This is a genomic window from Acidicapsa acidisoli, assembly GCF_025685625.1.
Taxonomy (GTDB): domain Bacteria; phylum Acidobacteriota; class Terriglobia; order Terriglobales; family Acidobacteriaceae; genus Acidicapsa; species Acidicapsa acidisoli.
The window spans coordinates 392,413-410,893 of sequence record NZ_JAGSYI010000002.1; the positions used below are offsets into that span (position 1 = coordinate 392,413).

Sequence of the window (18,481 nt, forward strand, 5' to 3'; positions counted from 1 at the left end):
CTCATCATAATGCAAGCAGCGACGAATCTACATTTCGCCAGCCCATTCCTTATGCTGTCGACGAGTGCCCACTGGTTCGCAGCTCCAGCTTGCGATTATTGCGTTGCCCGATAGCGAATATTGTCCCCGTCGAACCCGAACTCCGCGGAGCATTCCTCTCCTCCACAGATCATCGTTTCAAATCCATGAAGCTGTCGGCGCGTGATCAACCCGACTGTACCGCATCCTGGACACGCCAATACCGCTACGAAGGGATTGTTGCCGTGTCCCAGCGAATTCGGTCCTTCCAACAGAAAGACCGTACCTGGTTCCATCTTTTCGGGGATCCATGCTTCGAGGAACTGCAACTCTGCTGTCATTCTGCCCTCCAATGGGGGAATTCGACAGGGTTGCGGCCAAAACGTGAGCCGCAACCGTGCGTGGTTCGCAGCAAGCCGTGAAGTGGAACTTTGATGCTTAACGATTTTTCGAAACGTTTTTCTTGATGACAGTGTTTCGCGGTCTGCCAAATCCGTCAACCGGAATCTGGCCATTGCACAGGTATCGATGAGGATTCCCTGTTCACACATAGTTGGATGCATGCTCCATCCCGCAGGTTTCTACTGTGCCTGTCCGCGCCCTGCTAGAGGTTGCGTAGCGGCAGCCGTGGAACTAGCTGTGGGACTAGCCCCAGATCCAGCATCGGCTCGCTGCGTAGCCTGTGCGCTCTGCGCATATTGGTCGATTCCGCGATAAATATCCTCATTGCGCAATATGGCCTGCACGTATTCCCGCGTCTCCGTAAACGGGATCGACTCAACAAATTCGTCGACTCCGTGGTAAGGACCAGCCGCTTCCCAGTCGGTCACACGGTTTTCGCCGGCATTGTAGGCCGCCAGCGCGTATTCCGAGACTCCACCAAAACGATCCAGCGTCTGCCGCAGATAGCGCGTACCCAGACGAATGTTGAGCACCGGGTCCAGCAGTTGCCGCGTTTCGATGGAGCCCAGTCCCTCCTCGCGCGCCATCTGCCGCCCAACAGCAGGCAACAACTGCATCAGCCCATAAGCATTGGCATGCGAAATCGCCGAAGGATTGAATTCCGACTCCTGGCGAATCAACGAGGCTACAAGGTACGGATTGAGTCCGTTCTTCGCCGACTCGGACTGAATCGTATCCCAGTAAACCTCAGGAAAAAGAATCCGCCAGTACGCCAACGGGATCGACTTGATCGACGCGGACATTGCATAGGGAAGAGCGCGCTTCAGCACACGCATCGCGCGGAAGTTATCGCCAAACGAGCTATAGATTTGAGCCTCCGCAAATCCACTCCACGAAGAACTCTCCGGCGCTGCCGCAATCTCCTGCGGAACATATTCGCCTAGTCCCGCGTTCACCAGCAGATGAGCCTTGACCAAATGAGGATCGCCCACCGGGACCGTCACCGCCAGCTTGGGAATCGTCTCCGGTACATACTTTTCGAGCGCAGGAACCGAAACAGCCGGTGCGTCCCCCAAGGCCACCAGCCGTTCGCGAGCCATCTGCGCGTAGAAATAGTGGGAATAAGTCCGAATCAGCGTGCGGTAGTGCGCCGCGGCCATCGCTGGCTCATGATCCTGTTGCTCGTAGAGGCGAGCCCGCCAGTAGAGCGCGCTGACCGTCTCTTTCGCTCCCGGATACAACCGGATCTGCTCTTCGAATATCTTCGCAGCCTGGTCGTAAAGCCCTTGCCGATACGACCACCATCCCGCGCGCCAATGGGCAGCCGCTGCGTTCGTGCCCTGCGGGAAACGCTCCGCCACCTCAGAATAGTACTCGACAGCGCGAGGATAGTCCTTCCGCAGCAGATACATATTCCCGCTTGAGTAAAGCGCATCCGCGAGCCACTGACTGTGCGGGAAACCCGTGCGCAGCATATCCACAGACGTCGACTGTGCCGTCAGATCGTCTCGATTGCGTGCCAGTTCCATCAGTAGATACAGCCTGCGCGCACCGTTCTCATCGTTCGTCGCCGCTAAAGCCTCCGCTTCTTCCCGCGTCAGCCGTTTCAGTTTCAGATCGCAAGCCGCTGCGGCCACGGCAAAGCCATTGCGCAACGCCGGATCAACGCCGCCTCCACGCGCGAGGGCATGATACTGCTCCGCAGCCTCCTCATAACGTCCGGCATTGTAGTAGGCATCCGCCAGGCTCCGAACCTCCGCCTCGGTCAGCGTAGATTCCATCCCAAGCGCCGTCAGACGCGTCCGCGCCGTCTGCGCTTCAAAAGCCAGAGGCCACGTCAGCAATACATGCTTGTAGACACTTCCCGCCTCAGCCGTCCGCCCTTGCGCCTGATCTACCTCACCCAGCGCAAGCTGGTATCCCGCACGGCCCGCGGACTCCGGCGCATCCTCCAGCGCTTTCCGGGCGCCGGCGAAGTCATTCAGCCCAAGCAGAATCTGCGCCTCCAGCTCCGGCACCTGAGCCAGGAAAATGCTGTCGGGATTGCGCTCCGCAAAGTCTTTCAGAAGAGCCTCCGCAGCAGCATTGTTGCCGCCGTCGTGCTCCGCCTTCGCGCCCAGGAATTCGTCATAGTCGGCCAGTGCGTCACCCGCCGCACGCGCCTGGCGCAGGTTTGCCGCCGCCTCAGAGAAGCGGTTGTCAAGCAGATAGGCGTGGCCCAGTGCCAGATACGCTGCTGCAGCCGCTTCACCAGTATGCTGATGCGCATACGCCGTCACTCCGGCAAACGCCGCAGCCGTGCGAATCGCCACCAATTGTTGCGCCATCGGCCGAAGTTCCTTCGAAGCAACGAAAGCCAGCTTCAGCTTCGCCGACCGGGCAGCCCTGTTGGCAGTGCGCCGCGCGCCGCGACCGCCCTTCCTCGCTTTGGTGCCAGCCTTCACCGAAGTCTTTGCGTGAGCAGTGGTTTTCGCCGCCGACGCTTTGGGCGCCGCCGTTTTGGACTTGGTATGCTGCTTCACCGTCGTCGCAGAATCAACCCCTAGCGCCAGGCTTCCCGGAGCAAACATGGAAGCGACCACGGAAGCGAAGATGGACACGCCCAGCACCGCCGCCAGAACGGACCTGCGGTCTTGAAGAATCTGTAAGAGCTGCCCCATATCATCACTGTAAGCGGATTTGCGGAATTTTGCGCACTCAGCTTTATTCGCGAACCACTCCCGTAACCTGATTGGATCTAATGACTGCGGCTTGGAGAGCGGCCTTGCCGTCCTTTACACTAGAGATTCGAAGGTGGGCTGGCGACCCCCTGAGTAGGAAAGGCAGCGGATTTTTCGCATCCAACCTGAATGGCAACCATCCAAATAGGTGAGAACGAGCAACATCCCGACTTAGCACTGGTCGCCAGTGCTCGTACGGGAGACGTTCAGGCCTTTGAAACGCTCGTCAGCAAGTACGACCGGCAAATCTTCCGCATTGCGCAACACATCACGCAAAACCGGGAAGATGCGCAGGACGTAGTACAAGACGCGTTCTTAAAGGCTTACGAGAAGCTGGATCAGTTCCAGGGCAACAGCAAGTTTTACACCTGGCTGGTCCGAATCGCGGTGAACGAATCTCTCATGCGGCTGCGCAAGCGGCGCACCGGGAAGATGGTCTCGATCGATGATGATATTGAGACTGAGGAAGGCAGCGTCCCTCGCGACCTTGCCGACTGGAGTCCCAATCCAGAGCAGAACTACGGCCAGGCAGAACTCGCCGAAATTTTGCGTAAGACTATCCAGGGATTGCCGCACGGATTCCGGATCGTGTTTGTGTTGCGTGACGTGGATGGACTTTCCACGGAAGAGACAGCCGAAACGCTGGGATTAAGCGTTCCCGCTGTGAAATCGCGGTTGTTGCGAGCGCGGCTTCAACTGCGCGAACGACTAAGCCGCTACTTCCGTAAAAAGAAGGCTGGTGAGAAGTGACCTGCACTGAGTTTCTGGCGATGCTCGACGAGCTGATTGACGACGCAGTAACACCGCAGACCCGCGCCCAATTGCAAAAGCACCTAGAGGGCTGCGAACACTGTGAAGTGACGCTCAACACCACCCGCAAGACGATAGAAATCTATCGCTCGCACGAGGTTTACGAACTTCCCAATTCGGTACGGCAGCGTCTTCATGACGCCATCATGGCTCGTTGCAAGAACGGCTGCTAGCAGAAGTAAACCATTACTGACGAGCTTAGTTCATCCTGCGCGAAGCGGAGAGATTGCTTCTTCAACAAAATCGGCTCGGACGTCGCTACATCGCCTTGCGCCACCATGCCGTTTTTTCAAAGCCCAGAAAATGCGTCTTAGCCCCACGCGACAGATAGAAATCCTGCACCTGATTTCCCTGGAACGACCCGCAATCCGGCCAGCTCTCATCCTTGTCCAGCCTAGTCGCCGTCTGATGCGGATCCACCAGGACAATTTCATTCGCGGAGCAGGCGACTACCTTTTGCGCTTTGAGACTGAATGCGGTGCCCGGCTCACCATCGACAGGAACTCGATTCGCTAGATTTGTCAGCACAACGATAAATAAAAACACTGCAGCGATCGTCAATATCTTTTTCATGAGGAGCAGTCATCGCGACTGAAATTTCCGCTGAGACGGCTACCCGCCTGCACTGCTTGTCGCAGGCTTGTCACAACAGATTGGGCACGATTCCCACTCAGTATACTCTCGACAAATTCGCCCGCAAACCGACCCCGGAGCGAGGTCGACAGGGCCTTCCCCACTCCGCCCGCGCGTAAACCCTTTGAATACAAACCTTAGTTGTTGTCTTCGCGGCGATGCAGGGTCGGCTGATCGCTAGTGTTCGAGTTGGGATCGGTCGACTGAGCAGTCGAGTCATCCTTGGAGGAGCTGGCCTTGCGCAGCGACGGCTTCTTGCCATCCTTGTTGTCCGTCAGCCTGCGCTTGTTCTCAATGCGCGCCAGCCGCGCCTTGATGTCATCGAACTCGGAGGTCGTAACCGTGTACTCATCCTTGGCGGGCAGGATATGCGCAATCTCCTGCTGCGAATGCTCAATCCGATCCGGCGTCTGCGGATGGTCGGAGAAGGTCTTTGCCACCAGTCCCGGCTTGCGCTTCTCCAGCGCCTGAACTTTTTCAAAGAAACTGATAAATGCCTGCGGATCGTACCCTGCCCGGTACATGTACTGAACACCCAGATAGTCCGCCTGCGCCTCAAACTCGCGCGAGAAGTGCAGGAAAGTGATCGGCACGCCAATCGAAGCCGCCTCGTAGATTCCGTATCCCGTCCAGCCTCCGATGAAAATCAGCGGAATCGTCCCCAGCTGCGCATAGTTGGCTCTCGTCATCTCCCGCGCCGCATGGTGCGCGCATACATGGGCCGTCTCATGCGCCATCACGCCAGCCATCTCGGCTTCCTCGTCCGCATTCAAGATCAGCCCGGAATTGACATAGAAGAAACCACCCGGCAGCGCCATCGCGTTGATCTCGTCCGAGTCGATCACCTTGATCGTGAACGGCACCTTGCAATCCGAGTTTTTGACGATATTCTGACCAATCCGATTCACATACTCCGTAATCACCGGATCAGTAATAAATTTGGTGCTCTTTTCAATCTCAGCGGCGTACTGGCGGCCCATGCGAATCTCGGAGTCCGTCGAATACCAGTTCCCCATGCCGCGACCGCCGATATCCCGGTTCCCTACCGCGCTCACATCGTCAATGCTGCCGGCCTTGATCTTCTCCATCTGGCTCCCCGGCTCAACGAGCACCACGGGAGTCGGACTGGCCGCGGCAGCCTTGGAGGAATCCTTCGCCTTGTCGCTGCCCTTCGGCGCGCCGCAAGGATTCTTGTGCGTCTCCGGATCGTCCACGCATGCTTTTGCAGACGCAGAGCTATCCGAACCAGAGTTGTCGCTGGCGGTCTTGTCACTGGCTGTTTTGTCGCTCGCCGGAGCGGAGGTCCCCGCCGAACTTCCGGAGTTCGCCGGTTGCTGCGCCCCTGTGTCGGCTGGCTGCGCAGTGCCAGTTGGTTGTGTGGTGCCGGCTGGGCTAGCCTGACCGTAGCCAGGGCTCGTAAAAGCCAGCGGCAGAGCCAGCAGAACCCCTGCCAGCGTGATCTGTGAGCGTATCTGACCCAGCGTGACCATACCAGACGCCTCCCGGCAGCCGCACCACTTCTGACTTCTGGATGCAGTTCTACCGCGTTAGACGTCAGTATGCGCTCTTTGGTGACCGAAATGCGACCGGATTTTGACACCGCACAAAATTGTTGAACCGGCGCTACGTAACCTCGCGCTGCCACCAGGCTCCGGAACTCGGCAGACCTCCTAGCCCAACACATTCGCCGCCCTTCTCGCGCAAGATCCCACCCCAGTTCAATCCTTTGGCATTGGAAGCACACCCCTTCTGCGATAAAGTGAAGGGCACGATGCAAGCCACGCAATTGCCGTGCCAGACAAGCCCTAAGCCGATCTCTGAGCCAGTCTCTGGGCCCGTCTCTGAACCAATCGATCCCCGCAGACGACGGACCATTTCCGTTCTACCCATCCTCGCGTCAATTCTCGTCCTCGTGCTCTTTTCAGCGGCCTCGTCGATCCTCGCCCAGCAGCCCTCCAGCGCCGCTTCCAGCCAGGCTTCTCAGCCGCCATTCGATCACCCACATGGCCCACCGGGCTTGCCGTTTCCCCATCCCCATCCCAACATTCGTCCGCCGAAAGGCAAAATACCCGACGCCGGAACCCCCGTAGTCTTCGACGCCGCCGGCATGGGTTCGCCACTGGTACTGGATCACAACTGGCGCCTCGGTATCGCCTCCGGCTCCGACCCGGCCAAACCCGACTTCGACGACTCAACATGGCCGACCCGCGACGCCAAAGAAGCCGTCGCCGAAGTTGACGACTCCGCAGCCGAGGACGACAGCGATCACCCGCCCGACCACGATCACGACGACCCCTCCTCGAATCACCATCCCCACGGCCATCCCTTCGCATGGTTTCGCATCCACATCCATCTACCCGTTCATCACGGGCCCCTGGTTGTCCTTGTCCGAGTACCTGTAAGCCGAAACGCCCAGGTCACATTCAACGAAACCGTCGGCATGGATATGTTTGCCAACGGAAAATTGATCGTACCCGAGGGCCCGAACGGCCCAACCCAGCAATCCTACGAGTACCAGCAGATTTCTCGAATCTATCCAATCGATATCCCGCAGGATCAGGCAAACCTCACGCTGGCGGTCCGAATCCCCTTCGTCGCCCTCGGCATGGACGCTTACACAGGATTCTTCGCGCATCGCACTTTTTATCTCGGCGAACGTGACGACCTCGTTTCTCATCTCGACCTTTGGGACCACGCCATGCTCTTCGAGCGCATCCCCGCACTCGTCGACGGCGGGCTCAAGTTCCTCATCGCCCTGTTTCTTCTCGCGCTCTTCTGGACACAGCGGGACCATCCCGAATACCTCTGGCTGGGCCTGCAAATGCTCCTGGTTGCGCCCCTCGCTTACATCGGTTTCGTGGGTAGTATGGGCCGGATCGACAAACTGTGGACGGCCGCATCCGAATTCCAACTGCTTCTCATCTCCGCCTATCTCTATTTCGAATTCCTTATCGCCTTTCTCTCCCTGCGCAGACGCTGGTACATCATCGCCATGCGCTACAGCTCCCCGCTCCTGCTCACCCTCGGACCGTTCCTGCTCTTCGTGCGCGACAGCAAAGCCGTCGCCATCGGCTTCGTGCTTTCCATCCTCTTCGCGCTCCTATGGATGCTCGCATGGGTTCTCTTCGTAGGCCTGACGCTTACCATTGCAGCTTTCAAGCGCAACTACGAGGCCGCGCTGCTGCTCCTGCCCCTGCTTCTGAGCGTCGTGGGCATGGTAGAGCTCGCATCGACCGCCGGCTCGTCAAGCTGGCTTGGAACCCCCATGCAGTCCCCTCTGACATTCCAGGCCGGTCCCGTCCCGATCCATTTCTCGGATGTTGCGGACTTCGTCGGCATCTTCGTCATCATCCTCATCATCTTTGTCCGCTTCCTCCGCATCCATCGCGAACGCGAACGCGCCTCCAGCGAACTCGCCGCCGCCCGCAGCGTGCAGGAGTTGATGATTCCCCGCGAATCTCCGCAAACACCCGGCTTCCACGTCGACACCGTCTACAAACCGGCAACCGAAGTTGGCGGCGATTTCTTCCACATCCAGGCCACAGGTGACGGAGGCCTGCTCATCGTCATCGGCGACGTAGCCGGCCACGGCCTCCAGGCCGCCATGAACGTCTCCATGCTCATGGGCGCACTGCGCCGTTCCCCCATCACCTCACCCGCCCAGATTCTCGCCGACCTCAACCAGGTTCTGGTCGGAAGCTCCAGCTTCACCACATGTGAAGCCGCCTATTTCTCCGCAGACGGAGAAGTCGTGATTGCCAGCGCCGGACATCCACCGCCATATCTGAACAGCCAGGAAATCATCCTGCCCGGCGGCCTCCCGCTCGGCGTCGTGCCCGGCATCGAATACGACGAAACCCGCCTCTACCTGCACCCCGGCGACCGCCTCCTACTCATGTCTGACGGAGTAGCAGAAGCACGCAAGCCCAACGGCGAACTCTTCGGCTTCGATCGCGTCCGCAATCTCAGCGGCCAGTCCGCCTTCTTCATCGCAGACGCCGCCAAGGAATTCGGCCAGGAAGACGACATCACCGTCCTCACCATCCGCCGCCTCGCGCAAGCCGCAGCGGCGTAAGTTCCAACATGCCAACCGATCAGGAGCTATACGACCAACTATCGTTCTACACGCTCAGTCATGGCGACCCTGCATTCCTTCATCAGCACATCGTAGACGCCTTCGCCGCGCAGCACTCCGACGAACAAACAAAGCCCATCCGCACCGTCTTCGCGCTCATCGGCCTCTACCTCTATCTGGAAAAGGGATTCACTGGCCGTCAGGTCCAGCAGATGCACACGAAACTGGCTAGGCAGCGCAAGCAATGGCCAACAATCCTGCCACCCGCGGCCACCGCGACCCTGACCGTAGCAGACGTATTAGCCGCAGCCCCCGGCTCGCAACGAGACAAGACAATTCGCGACTGGTGCATCGCCGTTTGGGAAAAATGGCAGCCGCAACGCCATCAAATCGTCGAACTGGCGAGAAAGGAACTCAACATTCAATAAGCCCACAAAAAAGCCCCACCCAAAACGGATGAAGCTCTTTTTGCTTTTGTATTTGCCCTTTGGCCGACCAAAGGGAGGCAGCCGCCCCGACGGCCAGCCCTTAGTCGTAGTATTCGAGGCCGAGGTGCGTGATCAGATCCTCGCCCATGATGTGACGCAGCGTGTTCTTCAGCTTCATCGACTGAATAAACAGATCATGCTCCGGATAGAGGTCAGGCGCCGTCTGCGGAGATTTCCAGTAGAAGCTGAGCCATTCCTGAATACCGATATTCGCCAACTGCGGCGTCCGCTGAGCCAGATCCAAAAACAGCACCAGGTCCAGAGCAATCGGAGCGGCCAGAATCGAATCGCGACAAAGGAAATCCACCTTGATCTGCATCGGATAACCCAGCCAGCCAAAGATATCGATGTTATCCCAGCCTTCCTTGTTATCCCCGCGCGGCGGATAGTAGTTAATCCGAACCTTGTGGTAGAGATCCTTGTATAAGTCGGGATATAACTCCGGCTGCAGAATGTAATCCAGCACGCCGAGCTTCGACTCTTCCTTGGTCTTGAACGACTCAGGATCGTCCAGCACCTCGCCATCCCGATTGCCAAGGATGTTCGTCGAATACCACCCCGAAACACCCAGCATGCGAGCCTTAAACGCCGGCGCCAGCACGGTCTTGATAAACGTCTGCCCGGTCTTGAAGTCCTTGCCCGTAATCGGCGCGCCATACAGCTTCGACAGCTCCACCATCACCGGCAGATCGACCGTCAGATTCGGCGCGCCATTCGCGAACGGAACGCCTTCCTTCAACGCGGCATAGGCATAAATCTGTGAGGGAGCAATCGACGGATCGTTGTCCACAAGGCCCTTTTCAAAGGCAGCGATGGATTGATGCACCGCAGTCGGTTCCAGGAAAATCTCCGTCGATCCTGCCCAAAGCACAACGACGCGATCCACCGTCTTCTTGAAGGTCTGGATATCCGCAATCACCTGCATAGCCAGATCGCACTTGTGCTTTCCCTTCTTGACATGCGTTCCATGCAGCCGCTTCACATAGTGCTGGTCAAAGACCGCCGGCATGGGTTTGATCGCTTCCAGAAACGGCTTGATCTGGGCCAAATGGTCACTGTCCAGCACCTTCGCGTGAGCGGCAGCTTCGTAAACATTGTCCTCAAAAATATCCCAGCCCGTGAAGACAATATCGTCAAGGTCGGCAAGCGGAACGAAATCCTTGATGAGCGGTGATTTCGCGTCCGTTCGTTTGCCAAGACGAATCGTGCCCATCTGCGTCAGCGAGCCAATCGGCTTCGCCAATCCCTTGCGAACCGCCTCAACACCCGCGATCAGCGTAGTGGCCACGGCTCCCATGCCGACCACCATCACTCCAAGCTTGCCCTTCGCGGGCGCAATATCAGCGGTCTTGTGGCCGCCTTCCCGATGTACTGACATGTATTTCTGAACCTTCCCTTCTATTGTTCCGTCTCAACGCTGAGACCATCTCCAGATGCGGGTGTCCCATCCTTGCCGTGCTTTTGCGGCAAGGGTGGGATACCACTTACGCTGCATTCAATTCCCGGCCGCGTTTCTTCCAGTGCGTCCAGACAAACCATAGGATTCCGGCGACCAGCAAAAGTTCCACAACCAGGTGGAACCGGTGAAACCACTCATGAAACCTGGGATCGGTATTCCATCGGTCGCCAAGCTGCTTGCCCACATAAGCCAGCGCAAAACACCACGGCCACGACCCAACAAACGTGTAAATGTGAAATCGAAGCTGCGGCATCCGCGCTATGCCCGCCGGAAAGGCAATAAACGTCCGCACCACCGGCAACAACCGGCCCAGCAGCACCGTGATCGATCCGTATTTCTCGAAGAACAAATGCATCCGGTCCAGGTCATGCGCGCTCATCAAAACATACTTGCCATAGCGCAAAACCAGCGGCCTGCCGCCCCACGCGCCAATCCAGTAAGCGACAACCGACCCAAGGTTGCAGCCAATCGCGCCGGCCGTAGCAACCCAGATCAGGCCCATCCACGCATCACCCCCGCCAAATCGCCCGGTTGAAACCAGGTACCCGGCAAACGGCATGATGATCTCCGATGGAAGGGGAATGCACGCGGACTCAATCCCCATCAGCAGGGCCACACCCGCGTACCCGGTGGAAGAGATCGTCCAGATGACGAACTGCACAATGCTGGCAAGGATGTGTTCTGTCACAGAGCATCAGTATAAATGCCCACACCGGGCCAGCCGCGTTTGACCAAAACCAGTGCATCGGGAATAGAATGCACGGCAACTTCCCCATCGATCAAAACTATTTCTCGAAAGGGGGCATCGCATGCCCAGTTACCTCTTGCAACTCGCCTACACCGCTGAAGCAATGGCCGTCATGGTCAAACGCCCGCAAAACCGCGCCGAAGCGGTGAAAAAGCCGCTTGAGAAACTCGGCGGTTCCATGACCGGATTCTGGCTCGCATTCGGCGAATACGACGCCGTAGGCATCATCGAAATGCCGGACAACCTGAGTGCCGCGGCCTTCGCCATGGCCCTATCGGCGGGCGGAGCTTGCAGGAGTCTGAAAACCACCCCTCTCATCGGCATTGAAGAGGGACTGGCCGCGATGGAGAAGGCCGGAACCAGCGGCTACAAACCCGCTACCGCAAAAAAATAACCCCGCATTTACGAAATGCCCCCACAAATGCGCTTCAATGGAAACGCAACGAGACGTTCTGCGCCCCGAGATTTCCGATCCTCTCTCTCGCTACCCGGCCCGAACCCTGAACCCTGAATACTGTTCCCTGCTTCTAACAGTAAGCTAGTAACAGAAAGGGCATCTACCTTGGCTGAATCTCCCGCAGTTCCCCTCACTCTCGAAGGCTCTAGCCTGTTGCATCAGGTATTCCGCTTCAACTGGAAGGGCTGGCGTGCGCTCTCCGCCGCCGAAAAGGAGCGGATCAGTGCCGCCGCCATCAACTCACTCAAGAATCTGGCGCAAGGCCCCGGAGAAGGCTCTCAGACCGCGCTATTTTCACTCGTCGGTCACAAAGGCGACCTGATGCTGATACACGTGCGCGACTCCGTCGAAGCGCTGAACCGCGTGGAATTGCAGCTTGCCCATACCGAACTCTGCGACTACCTGGAACAAACCTATTCCTACCTATCCGTCGTCGAGCTGGGACTGTACGAATCCTCCGCGAAAACCTACAGCGCCCTCGCGGCGCGCGACATCCAGCCCCACTCGCCGGAATGGAACGCCGCGATCAAGGAAACCCTCGACCGGCAGGCCGCAGCCATGACCTCGCGCCTGCACCCGGCAATTCCGGAAACCACCTACGCCTGCTTCTACCCCATGGACCGCAAGCGCGATGAAGAGGTGAACTGGTACACCGAGCCCATGGCCGAGCGCCAGCGCATGATGCACGAGCACGGCATGATCGGCAGACGCTACGCGGACGAAGTCCGCCAGATCATCACCGGATCAATCGGACTGGATGATTGGGAATGGGGCGTAGACCTCTTCGCCAACGACCCCGTCGTCTTCAAGAAACTTATCTACGAGATGCGCTTCGACGAAGTCAGCGCCAAATACGCACTATTCGGCAGCTTCTACGTAGGCACCCGCCTTCCCGCCGAAAAGCTAACCAACTGGCTCTCCGGAACCCACGCGTAGCGTCAACAACAGCTTGTCGTCCTCAGCGAAAGATCTGCTTCTCAAACGATCGCACCACCACGAATCTGGGTGCCCCATCCATGACACAGCTTCATCGTGTCATGGGTGGGACACCACAAATGCCCACCGAACATGGCACAATAAACCCCATGCCGCCGACTCCCGCCAAGAAAAAGCCCGCAAAATCCCCAGCAAAGAAATCCCCCAGCAAAAAGCGCTCCGCAGCCGCTGAACTACCCAAGCGCAAACCCGCCCGCCGCGATCTCGACCCCGAGCGCATTGAATCCATCCTGACCATCCTCCGCGACACCTACCCCGACGTAGAATGCGCCCTGGTCCATGCCTCGCCCTGGCAGCTTCTGGTGGCCACCATCCTCTCCGCGCAATGCACCGACGTCCGTGTGAATATGGTCACGCCAAAGCTTTTCCAGACCTACCCCACCCCGCAAGCGATGGCCGACGCTCCCATCGAATCCATCGAAGAACTCATCCGCACCACAGGCTTCTACCACAACAAAGCCAAGTCCATTCAGGGAGCAGGTCGCGTCATCCATGAGCAGTTCGGCGACAAAGTGCCTCAGACCATGGCCGAACTCCTCACCGTCCCCGGCGCCGCCCGTAAAACCGCCAATGTCGTCCTCGGCGTAGCCTACGGCAAAGCCGAAGGCGTCGTCGTCGACACCCACGTCTTCCGCCTCGCCCGCCGCCTCGGCCTCACCCGCAGCGAAACCCCGCAAAAAGTCGAACAGGACCTGATGAAAGTAATCCCCCGCGACCGCTGGATTCAGCTCTCCCACGAACTCATCCACCATGGCCGCCAGATCTGCGAAGCCCGCAAACCCAAGTGTGCCGCCTGCCCACTCGAAACCCTCTGCCACGCCCCCGACAAAACCTGGAGTTCCTAGCCAAGCAATCGCCCACAGGTGGCGATCCACCGCAAATCCACCCGATCGGCAGAACTTCCAGCGCCAACGGCGCGCCGTTATCCCAGCCCAGACCAACGGCCTGGGTGCGGGGTCCAGATGAGAAAACCGAGGGCTGAAGGCCCGAACCATTCCTCAGGATGAATCCACCATGCCCCAGCAATCCGCAACAGAACAGGATCTGGCCTTCCTAAGACAAGCCATCGAACTCGCCCACGCAGCCAGAGCCCACGGCGCTCACCCCTTCGGCGCACTGATCGTAGACTCCAACGGTCAGATCCTAGTCACCGCCCGCAACAACGCCGTCCCGCCCAAAGGCGACCCCACGCAGCACGCCGAACGCCTCGCCTGCTCCCTCGTCGGACGCCAGTTCACCGCAGCTCAGCTCTCCCGCTGCACTCTCTACACCAGCACCGAGCCCTGCGCCATGTGTGCCGGAGCCATCTACTGGACCGGCATCGGCCGCGTAGTCTACGCCTTGTCCCAAAAGGGTCTGGAACGCTACACCGGCAGCCATGAGGAAAACCCACCCCTCAAGCTGCCCTGCCGCGAAGTCTTCGCCCGAGGCCAAAAGCCGATCCAAGTCACCGGTCCGCTCCTCGAAGAAGAAGCAGGCGAAGCCCACGAAGGCTTCTGGACCAAATAGGTAACAGCGCCGCAGGCGCAATTCCCTATTCCATAGTCCCGAGTCCGAGCGTCACTAGCTCAACCGCCGCAATCAACCCCGGAATATCCGAAGGTCGAGCCTCTCCCGCCGGCTCCCATCCGTGCTCTCGAAGTGTCGCCGAAGTCACCGGCCCAATCGAAACAGCGGCCACGCCTGCAAACGGGAACGCAATCCCAGCCTCTCGCGCCACCTCCGCCAGATTCCGCACACTCGAAGAACTCGTAAACGTCGCCACATCCACGCCCGCCTTCAGCGCCCCAACCAGCAACTCGCCCGCGCCCTCCGGCAAAGCCGTCTGGTAAGCGTCTACCACCGTCATCAACGCCCCAACCGCAGTCAGCGCATCCGGAATCACATCCCGCGCCACCTTCGCCCGAGCCAGCAGCACCCGCTTGCCCAGCACGGAACTCCCCAGCGCCGCCACCAGCCCCTCGGAGTGGTAGCTGTCCGGCACCACCGTCACCCGAAAGCCCACCTTACGCGCAGCTTCCGCCGTGGCGCTGCCCACCGCAGCCACCCGAAGTGCCCTGATTTCCGCGAAATCAATATCCAGCAGCCTGCATCGAGCCGCAACAGTCTCGACCGTGTTCACGCTGGTCAGGATCAACCAGTCAAATACCTGGGAAAGCTTGCCGGGTTCGAGCCTGCGCAGCGCCGCGTCCAGAGGATCATACGAATCCGGCGGCCGTATCTCCAGCACCGGAACCTCAACAGGCTCAGCTCCCAGCACCTTCAACCCATCGCTCAGCTTTCCAGCCTGCTGCAACGCCCTCGTTACTAGAACCCGCCGCCCAGCAAGCGGTAACGCATCTGCCGAATGAATCTCATTCAATGTGTCCCAATTCCTTGAAACAGTTCGCCTGCGCCTTGGTGCAACAGGTCCGTCGCAACCGCGCGGCCCAACTTTTCTGCATCGCCGCCCATCGCCGAACTCCGCACCACGCGGCTCCCATCCGGATCGGCCACCACCCCAAGCATCTCATAGCCGCCGCTGGAAAACGGCCGGCAGTGCACCCCAATCGGCACCTGGCACCCGCCGCCCAAAGCAGCCAGCGCAATCCGCTCCGCCGTAACCGCAAACCGCGTCGCCGGATCGTCCAGAAACGCCACAACCTCCGTCATGCGCGGGTCATTCGCGCGAATCTCAATCCCCAGCGCGCCCTGTCCAGCGGACGGACAAACCACCTCCGGCTCCAGACGCTCCCGAATCCACTCGGTCTTTTCCAGCCGGTCCAACCCTGCCGCCGCCAGCAAAATCGCAGCCGCCTGTCCCTCGCCAAGCTTCCGCAACCGCGTATCCACATTGCCGCGAAACTCAACATACTCAAGATCGGGTCGCAAATAACGCAGCTGCGCCCGCCGCCGCAAGCTGCTCGTCCCAACCCTTGCGCCAGAAGGCAAATCCCGAAACCTGGCAAAATCTTTTGAAACAACGACATCCCGGGGATCAACCCGGACCGGCGTAGCCCCCAGCACAAACTGCTTCGGCAGCTCCGTCGGCAGATCCTTCAGGCTGTGCACCGCGAGATCGATTCGCCCAGCGGCAAGCGCCTCCTCGATCTCAAGCGTAAACATCCCCTTCGAACCAACCTCGGCAAACGTAACCTCCTGCAAGCGGTCACCGGTCGTCTTGATAATCTCGATTTCGACCGCATGCCCCTGCCCGCGCAGCAGAGCAGCTATGTGGTTCGCCTGCCAGAGCGCCAGTTGCGACCCCCGCGATCCAATCCGAACCATCCCGGCCCGCATCACAACCCGACCTTTTCAATTACCGGCTCATCCTGATCGGCAGCAGGCGCACGCTCCTCGACTCGATCATTTGCCGGACGCGCAGCACCAATCACAGCCCCAACCGAAGCCTCTTCGGCACCGGCAACTCCCGTCTCTGTCCCCAGCGAATACGTCTCCCGAATCGTCTCAATCCGCGCCACATCCCCCTCGCGCGCAGCCTGCTTCAGCGCCTGCATGGGAGGATGCAGAAACTTGTTCACCAGCCCCCGGCTCAGCGCCTCAACCGCCGCAAACTGCTCCGCCGTCAATCCGCCCAGCCGCGCCTGCACCCGCTTCAACTCGGCCAGCCGCAACTCTTCCGCTTTCTGCTGCAACCCAACAATCGCCGGAGCCACATTCACCGCCTTCAGCTTCAGATGGTATCGCTCGACCTCCGCCGCAATCATCGCCTCGGCATCCGCGGCCTCGCGAGTCCGCTCCGCCAGGTGCGCCGCGGCCACCGACTGCAAATCGTCAATATCGTAAAGAAAAATGCCTTCCAGCCGGTTCATCTCCGGATCAACATCGCGCGGCACCGCAATATCGATAAAGAACATCGGCCGATTCTTCCGCTTATGCAGAAAAGCCTGCCCATCCTCTTTCCGGAAGATCGGCTCCGCAGCACCCGTAGAGGTAATCACAATATCCGCCGAACTTGCCGCCTCCCGCATCTGTTCCCACGGAACCACCTGCGGCGCAACCGCCCCTGAAAACCGGCCCGCCATCTGCACCGCACGCTCCGGTGTTCGATTGCTCACAAACATCTTCCCTGCCCCATGCCGGATCAAGTGCCGCGCCGCCAGTTCGCTCATCTTGCCCGCGCCCACCAGAAAGACCTTCTTGCCCCCCAGCGATCCAAAGATCTTCTGCGCCAGATCCACCGCAACCGAAGCAATCGATACCGTGGTGCTGCCAATCTCCGTCTCCGACCGCACCTTTTTCGCCGCCGCAAACGCCGATTGCAGTAGCGGCTCAAGCTGCGCCGCAACCGTTCCCGCCTCGCGTGCCACCGTGTACGCTTCCTTCACCTGTCCCAGAATCTGCGGCTCGCCCACCACCATCGAATCCAGGCTCGCAGCCACGCGAAACAGATGCCGAATCGCCTCCCGGTCCCGGTAGACATACAAATGCGGCTTCAGCAGAGCCGGATCTACGCCCAAATGCCGGTGCAGAAACCCTGCTATATCCACATCCGAAGACTCAGCCGCTGTCAAAATCTCAACCCGGTTGCAAGTCGAAAGAATCATCGCCTCCGACACGCCCGAAACTCCCATCAGGGAAGTTGCCGAGGCGGCCAGCGACTCGCGGGGAATCGCCACGCGCTCACGTAGCTCAATCGGCGCCGTCTTGTGATTGATGCCCAGCAGTATGAGACTCATGGCGCGGGAAACCTGTGTACCTGACTTAGTTGATTCGCGGCCCACACAAGAAGCATCACGACAAATACGCCGCTCGAAAGATAAGCCGCCCTGCGCCCCCGCAGCCCGGCGCTGCGCCGGATGTAAAGCAGCACCACGTAGAGAATCCACATCCCAAAGGAAAGAAGCACTTTAGGATCAAAAAAGTAGGCAGGGCCAACGCTTTCCTGCGCCAGTAGAGAGCCGACAAACAGGCCCAGAGTCATGCACGGAAAGCCAAACAGCAGCGTAGCGTGGGCGATTCTTTCCAGCGTATCCAGCGGCGGCAGAAACTCACCCGAGAAACCGATCGGGTGCCCCATCCTTCGCGTCGTTTGCGAAGGGTGGGATAGCGAATGACCGTGCCCTCCTACCAGGTGCCTCTTCAGCCGCCGCTCCTGCACCAGGTAAAGGAAGCTCGCCACCATGCTGAACGCCAGAGAAGCATACGCCGCCAGCAGGAACGCAATGTGCACCACCAGCCAGCCCAATCGCACTCCGCTGGACGGAAAAGTGTACCGATGCGCTCCAAGCGCAGGCACAAACACCAGCAGAAACGACGCCGGCAGAGCGAACACCCCAAAGGAAACCGTCCCGTAAATCCAGCCGATCGCAAGAAAAATAGCAGCAATCAAAAGGCCCAGGATCGATTCAATCTCGCCATAGCCCACCGGAACCCAGTGATGCGCAAGCCCCAGCATCTCTGTCGCCGAAACCACATGGAACAGGAACGCAAGCGCAGCCGCCGGCAGACAAACCTTGCGCCATCGCGGAAACGAATACAGTACCGCCGGCAACGCCGTAAGGCTCGCCACCGCATACAACACCGCCGCCACCCTGAGCCAAAGGAGATACATCGCAATCCCAACCTACGGTCTAGTCTCAAAGTATACTGTGATGCTCGTCATTCCGATCCAGCGTCAACCTATACCAGGAATAGACCTCTGCTATCCACTTACGGGCATGTGGGCAGGAGGC

18 protein-coding genes are annotated in these 18,481 nt (G+C 59.1%); 8 read left to right on the forward strand and 10 right to left on the reverse strand.

The features are described 5' to 3' along the window. Window positions 1-95: 95 nt before the first annotated feature. Window positions 96-359 carry a hypothetical protein gene (locus tag OHL23_RS11605; protein WP_263352046.1) on the reverse strand — a complete coding sequence of 88 codons (264 nt, stop codon included), beginning with the start codon at window positions 357-359 and terminating at the stop codon, window positions 96-98. A gap of 240 nt (window positions 360-599) precedes the next feature. Continuing rightward, on the reverse strand, window positions 600-3,080 hold the full coding sequence (locus OHL23_RS11610) for a transglycosylase SLT domain-containing protein (RefSeq protein ID WP_263352047.1): 2,481 nt from the start codon (window positions 3,078-3,080) through the stop codon (window positions 600-602). A gap of 189 nt (window positions 3,081-3,269) precedes the next feature. Between OHL23_RS11610 and OHL23_RS11615 the strand changes: the two genes are divergently transcribed. Then, entirely contained in the window at window positions 3,270-3,890 is a 621-nt protein-coding gene (locus tag OHL23_RS11615; RefSeq protein ID WP_263352048.1) for a sigma-70 family RNA polymerase sigma factor, read from the forward strand. Further along, window positions 3,887-4,123: an anti-sigma factor family protein gene (locus OHL23_RS11620; RefSeq protein WP_263352049.1), complete on the forward strand. Its 237-nt coding sequence runs from the start codon at window positions 3,887-3,889 to the stop codon at window positions 4,121-4,123. The genes OHL23_RS11615 and OHL23_RS11620 overlap by 4 nt, the downstream gene beginning before the upstream one ends. Window positions 4,124-4,208: 85 nt before the next feature. Here the strand turns inward: OHL23_RS11620 and OHL23_RS11625 are convergent, their stop codons facing one another. Both OHL23_RS11625 and OHL23_RS11630 read right to left on the reverse strand, forming a co-directional pair. Further along, a complete protein-coding gene (locus OHL23_RS11625; RefSeq protein ID WP_263352050.1) occupies window positions 4,209-4,523 on the reverse strand; it encodes a hypothetical protein in 315 nt (104 codons plus the stop codon). Between the two features lie 197 nt (window positions 4,524-4,720). Beyond that, window positions 4,721-6,073, reverse strand: coding sequence for a M48 family metallopeptidase (locus tag OHL23_RS11630; protein ID WP_263352051.1), 1,353 nt, complete (start codon window positions 6,071-6,073; stop codon window positions 4,721-4,723). A 281-nt stretch (window positions 6,074-6,354) separates the two neighbouring features. On the opposite strand from OHL23_RS11630, the gene OHL23_RS11635 reads away from it, so the two are divergent. Beyond that, window positions 6,355-8,658, forward strand: coding sequence for a PP2C family protein-serine/threonine phosphatase (locus OHL23_RS11635; RefSeq protein WP_263352052.1), 2,304 nt, complete (start codon window positions 6,355-6,357; stop codon window positions 8,656-8,658). A gap of 8 nt (window positions 8,659-8,666) precedes the next feature. After that, window positions 8,667-9,086, forward strand: a complete 420-nt coding sequence (locus OHL23_RS11640; RefSeq protein ID WP_263352053.1) for a DUF5946 family protein — start codon at window positions 8,667-8,669, stop codon at window positions 9,084-9,086. 100 nt (window positions 9,087-9,186) lie between these two features. On the opposite strand, the gene OHL23_RS11645 is transcribed toward OHL23_RS11640, so the two are convergent. Both OHL23_RS11645 and OHL23_RS11650 read right to left on the reverse strand, forming a co-directional pair. After that, window positions 9,187-10,524 carry an inositol-3-phosphate synthase gene (locus tag OHL23_RS11645; RefSeq protein WP_263352054.1) on the reverse strand — a complete coding sequence of 446 codons (1,338 nt, stop codon included), beginning with the start codon at window positions 10,522-10,524 and terminating at the stop codon, window positions 9,187-9,189. Between the two features lie 106 nt (window positions 10,525-10,630). Next, complete coding sequence (locus tag OHL23_RS11650; protein ID WP_263352055.1) at window positions 10,631-11,293, reverse strand: DedA family protein; 663 nt, start codon at window positions 11,291-11,293, stop codon at window positions 10,631-10,633. A gap of 121 nt (window positions 11,294-11,414) precedes the next feature. Between OHL23_RS11650 and OHL23_RS11655 the strand changes: the two genes are divergently transcribed. From OHL23_RS11655 to OHL23_RS11670, 4 genes are all read left to right on the forward strand, one after another. Beyond that, window positions 11,415-11,747 carry a GYD domain-containing protein gene (locus tag OHL23_RS11655; RefSeq protein ID WP_263352056.1) on the forward strand — a complete coding sequence of 111 codons (333 nt, stop codon included), beginning with the start codon at window positions 11,415-11,417 and terminating at the stop codon, window positions 11,745-11,747. Window positions 11,748-11,915: 168 nt separating this feature from the next. After that, window positions 11,916-12,746 carry a hydrogen peroxide-dependent heme synthase gene (gene hemQ / locus OHL23_RS11660; RefSeq protein WP_263352057.1) on the forward strand — a complete coding sequence of 277 codons (831 nt, stop codon included), beginning with the start codon at window positions 11,916-11,918 and terminating at the stop codon, window positions 12,744-12,746. Window positions 12,747-12,865: 119 nt separating this feature from the next. Next, the gene (gene nth / locus OHL23_RS11665; protein WP_263352058.1) at window positions 12,866-13,651 is read left to right on the forward strand and encodes an endonuclease III; all 786 of its coding nucleotides are present in this window, start codon (window positions 12,866-12,868) and stop codon (window positions 13,649-13,651) included. A gap of 169 nt (window positions 13,652-13,820) precedes the next feature. Continuing rightward, the gene (locus OHL23_RS11670; protein ID WP_263352059.1) at window positions 13,821-14,315 is read left to right on the forward strand and encodes a nucleoside deaminase; all 495 of its coding nucleotides are present in this window, start codon (window positions 13,821-13,823) and stop codon (window positions 14,313-14,315) included. Between the two features lie 25 nt (window positions 14,316-14,340). On the opposite strand, the gene OHL23_RS11675 is transcribed toward OHL23_RS11670, so the two are convergent. The 4 genes from OHL23_RS11675 to OHL23_RS11690 are packed head-to-tail and all read right to left on the reverse strand — an operon-like array spanning window position 14,341 to window position 18,360. Then, window positions 14,341-15,168: a uroporphyrinogen-III synthase gene (locus tag OHL23_RS11675; protein WP_263352060.1), complete on the reverse strand. Its 828-nt coding sequence runs from the start codon at window positions 15,166-15,168 to the stop codon at window positions 14,341-14,343. Continuing rightward, window positions 15,165-16,073 carry a hydroxymethylbilane synthase gene (hemC, locus tag OHL23_RS11680; RefSeq protein WP_263352061.1) on the reverse strand — a complete coding sequence of 303 codons (909 nt, stop codon included), beginning with the start codon at window positions 16,071-16,073 and terminating at the stop codon, window positions 15,165-15,167. The genes OHL23_RS11675 and hemC overlap by 4 nt, the downstream gene beginning before the upstream one ends. An 11-nt stretch (window positions 16,074-16,084) precedes the next feature. Next, entirely contained in the window at window positions 16,085-17,485 is a 1,401-nt protein-coding gene (hemA, locus tag OHL23_RS11685) for a glutamyl-tRNA reductase (protein WP_263352062.1), read from the reverse strand. Beyond that, complete coding sequence (locus tag OHL23_RS11690) at window positions 17,482-18,360, reverse strand: cytochrome C assembly family protein (RefSeq protein WP_263352063.1); 879 nt, start codon at window positions 18,358-18,360, stop codon at window positions 17,482-17,484. Before OHL23_RS11690 ends, hemA begins: the two co-directional genes overlap by 4 nt. Between the last annotated feature and the right edge of the window lie 121 nt (window positions 18,361-18,481).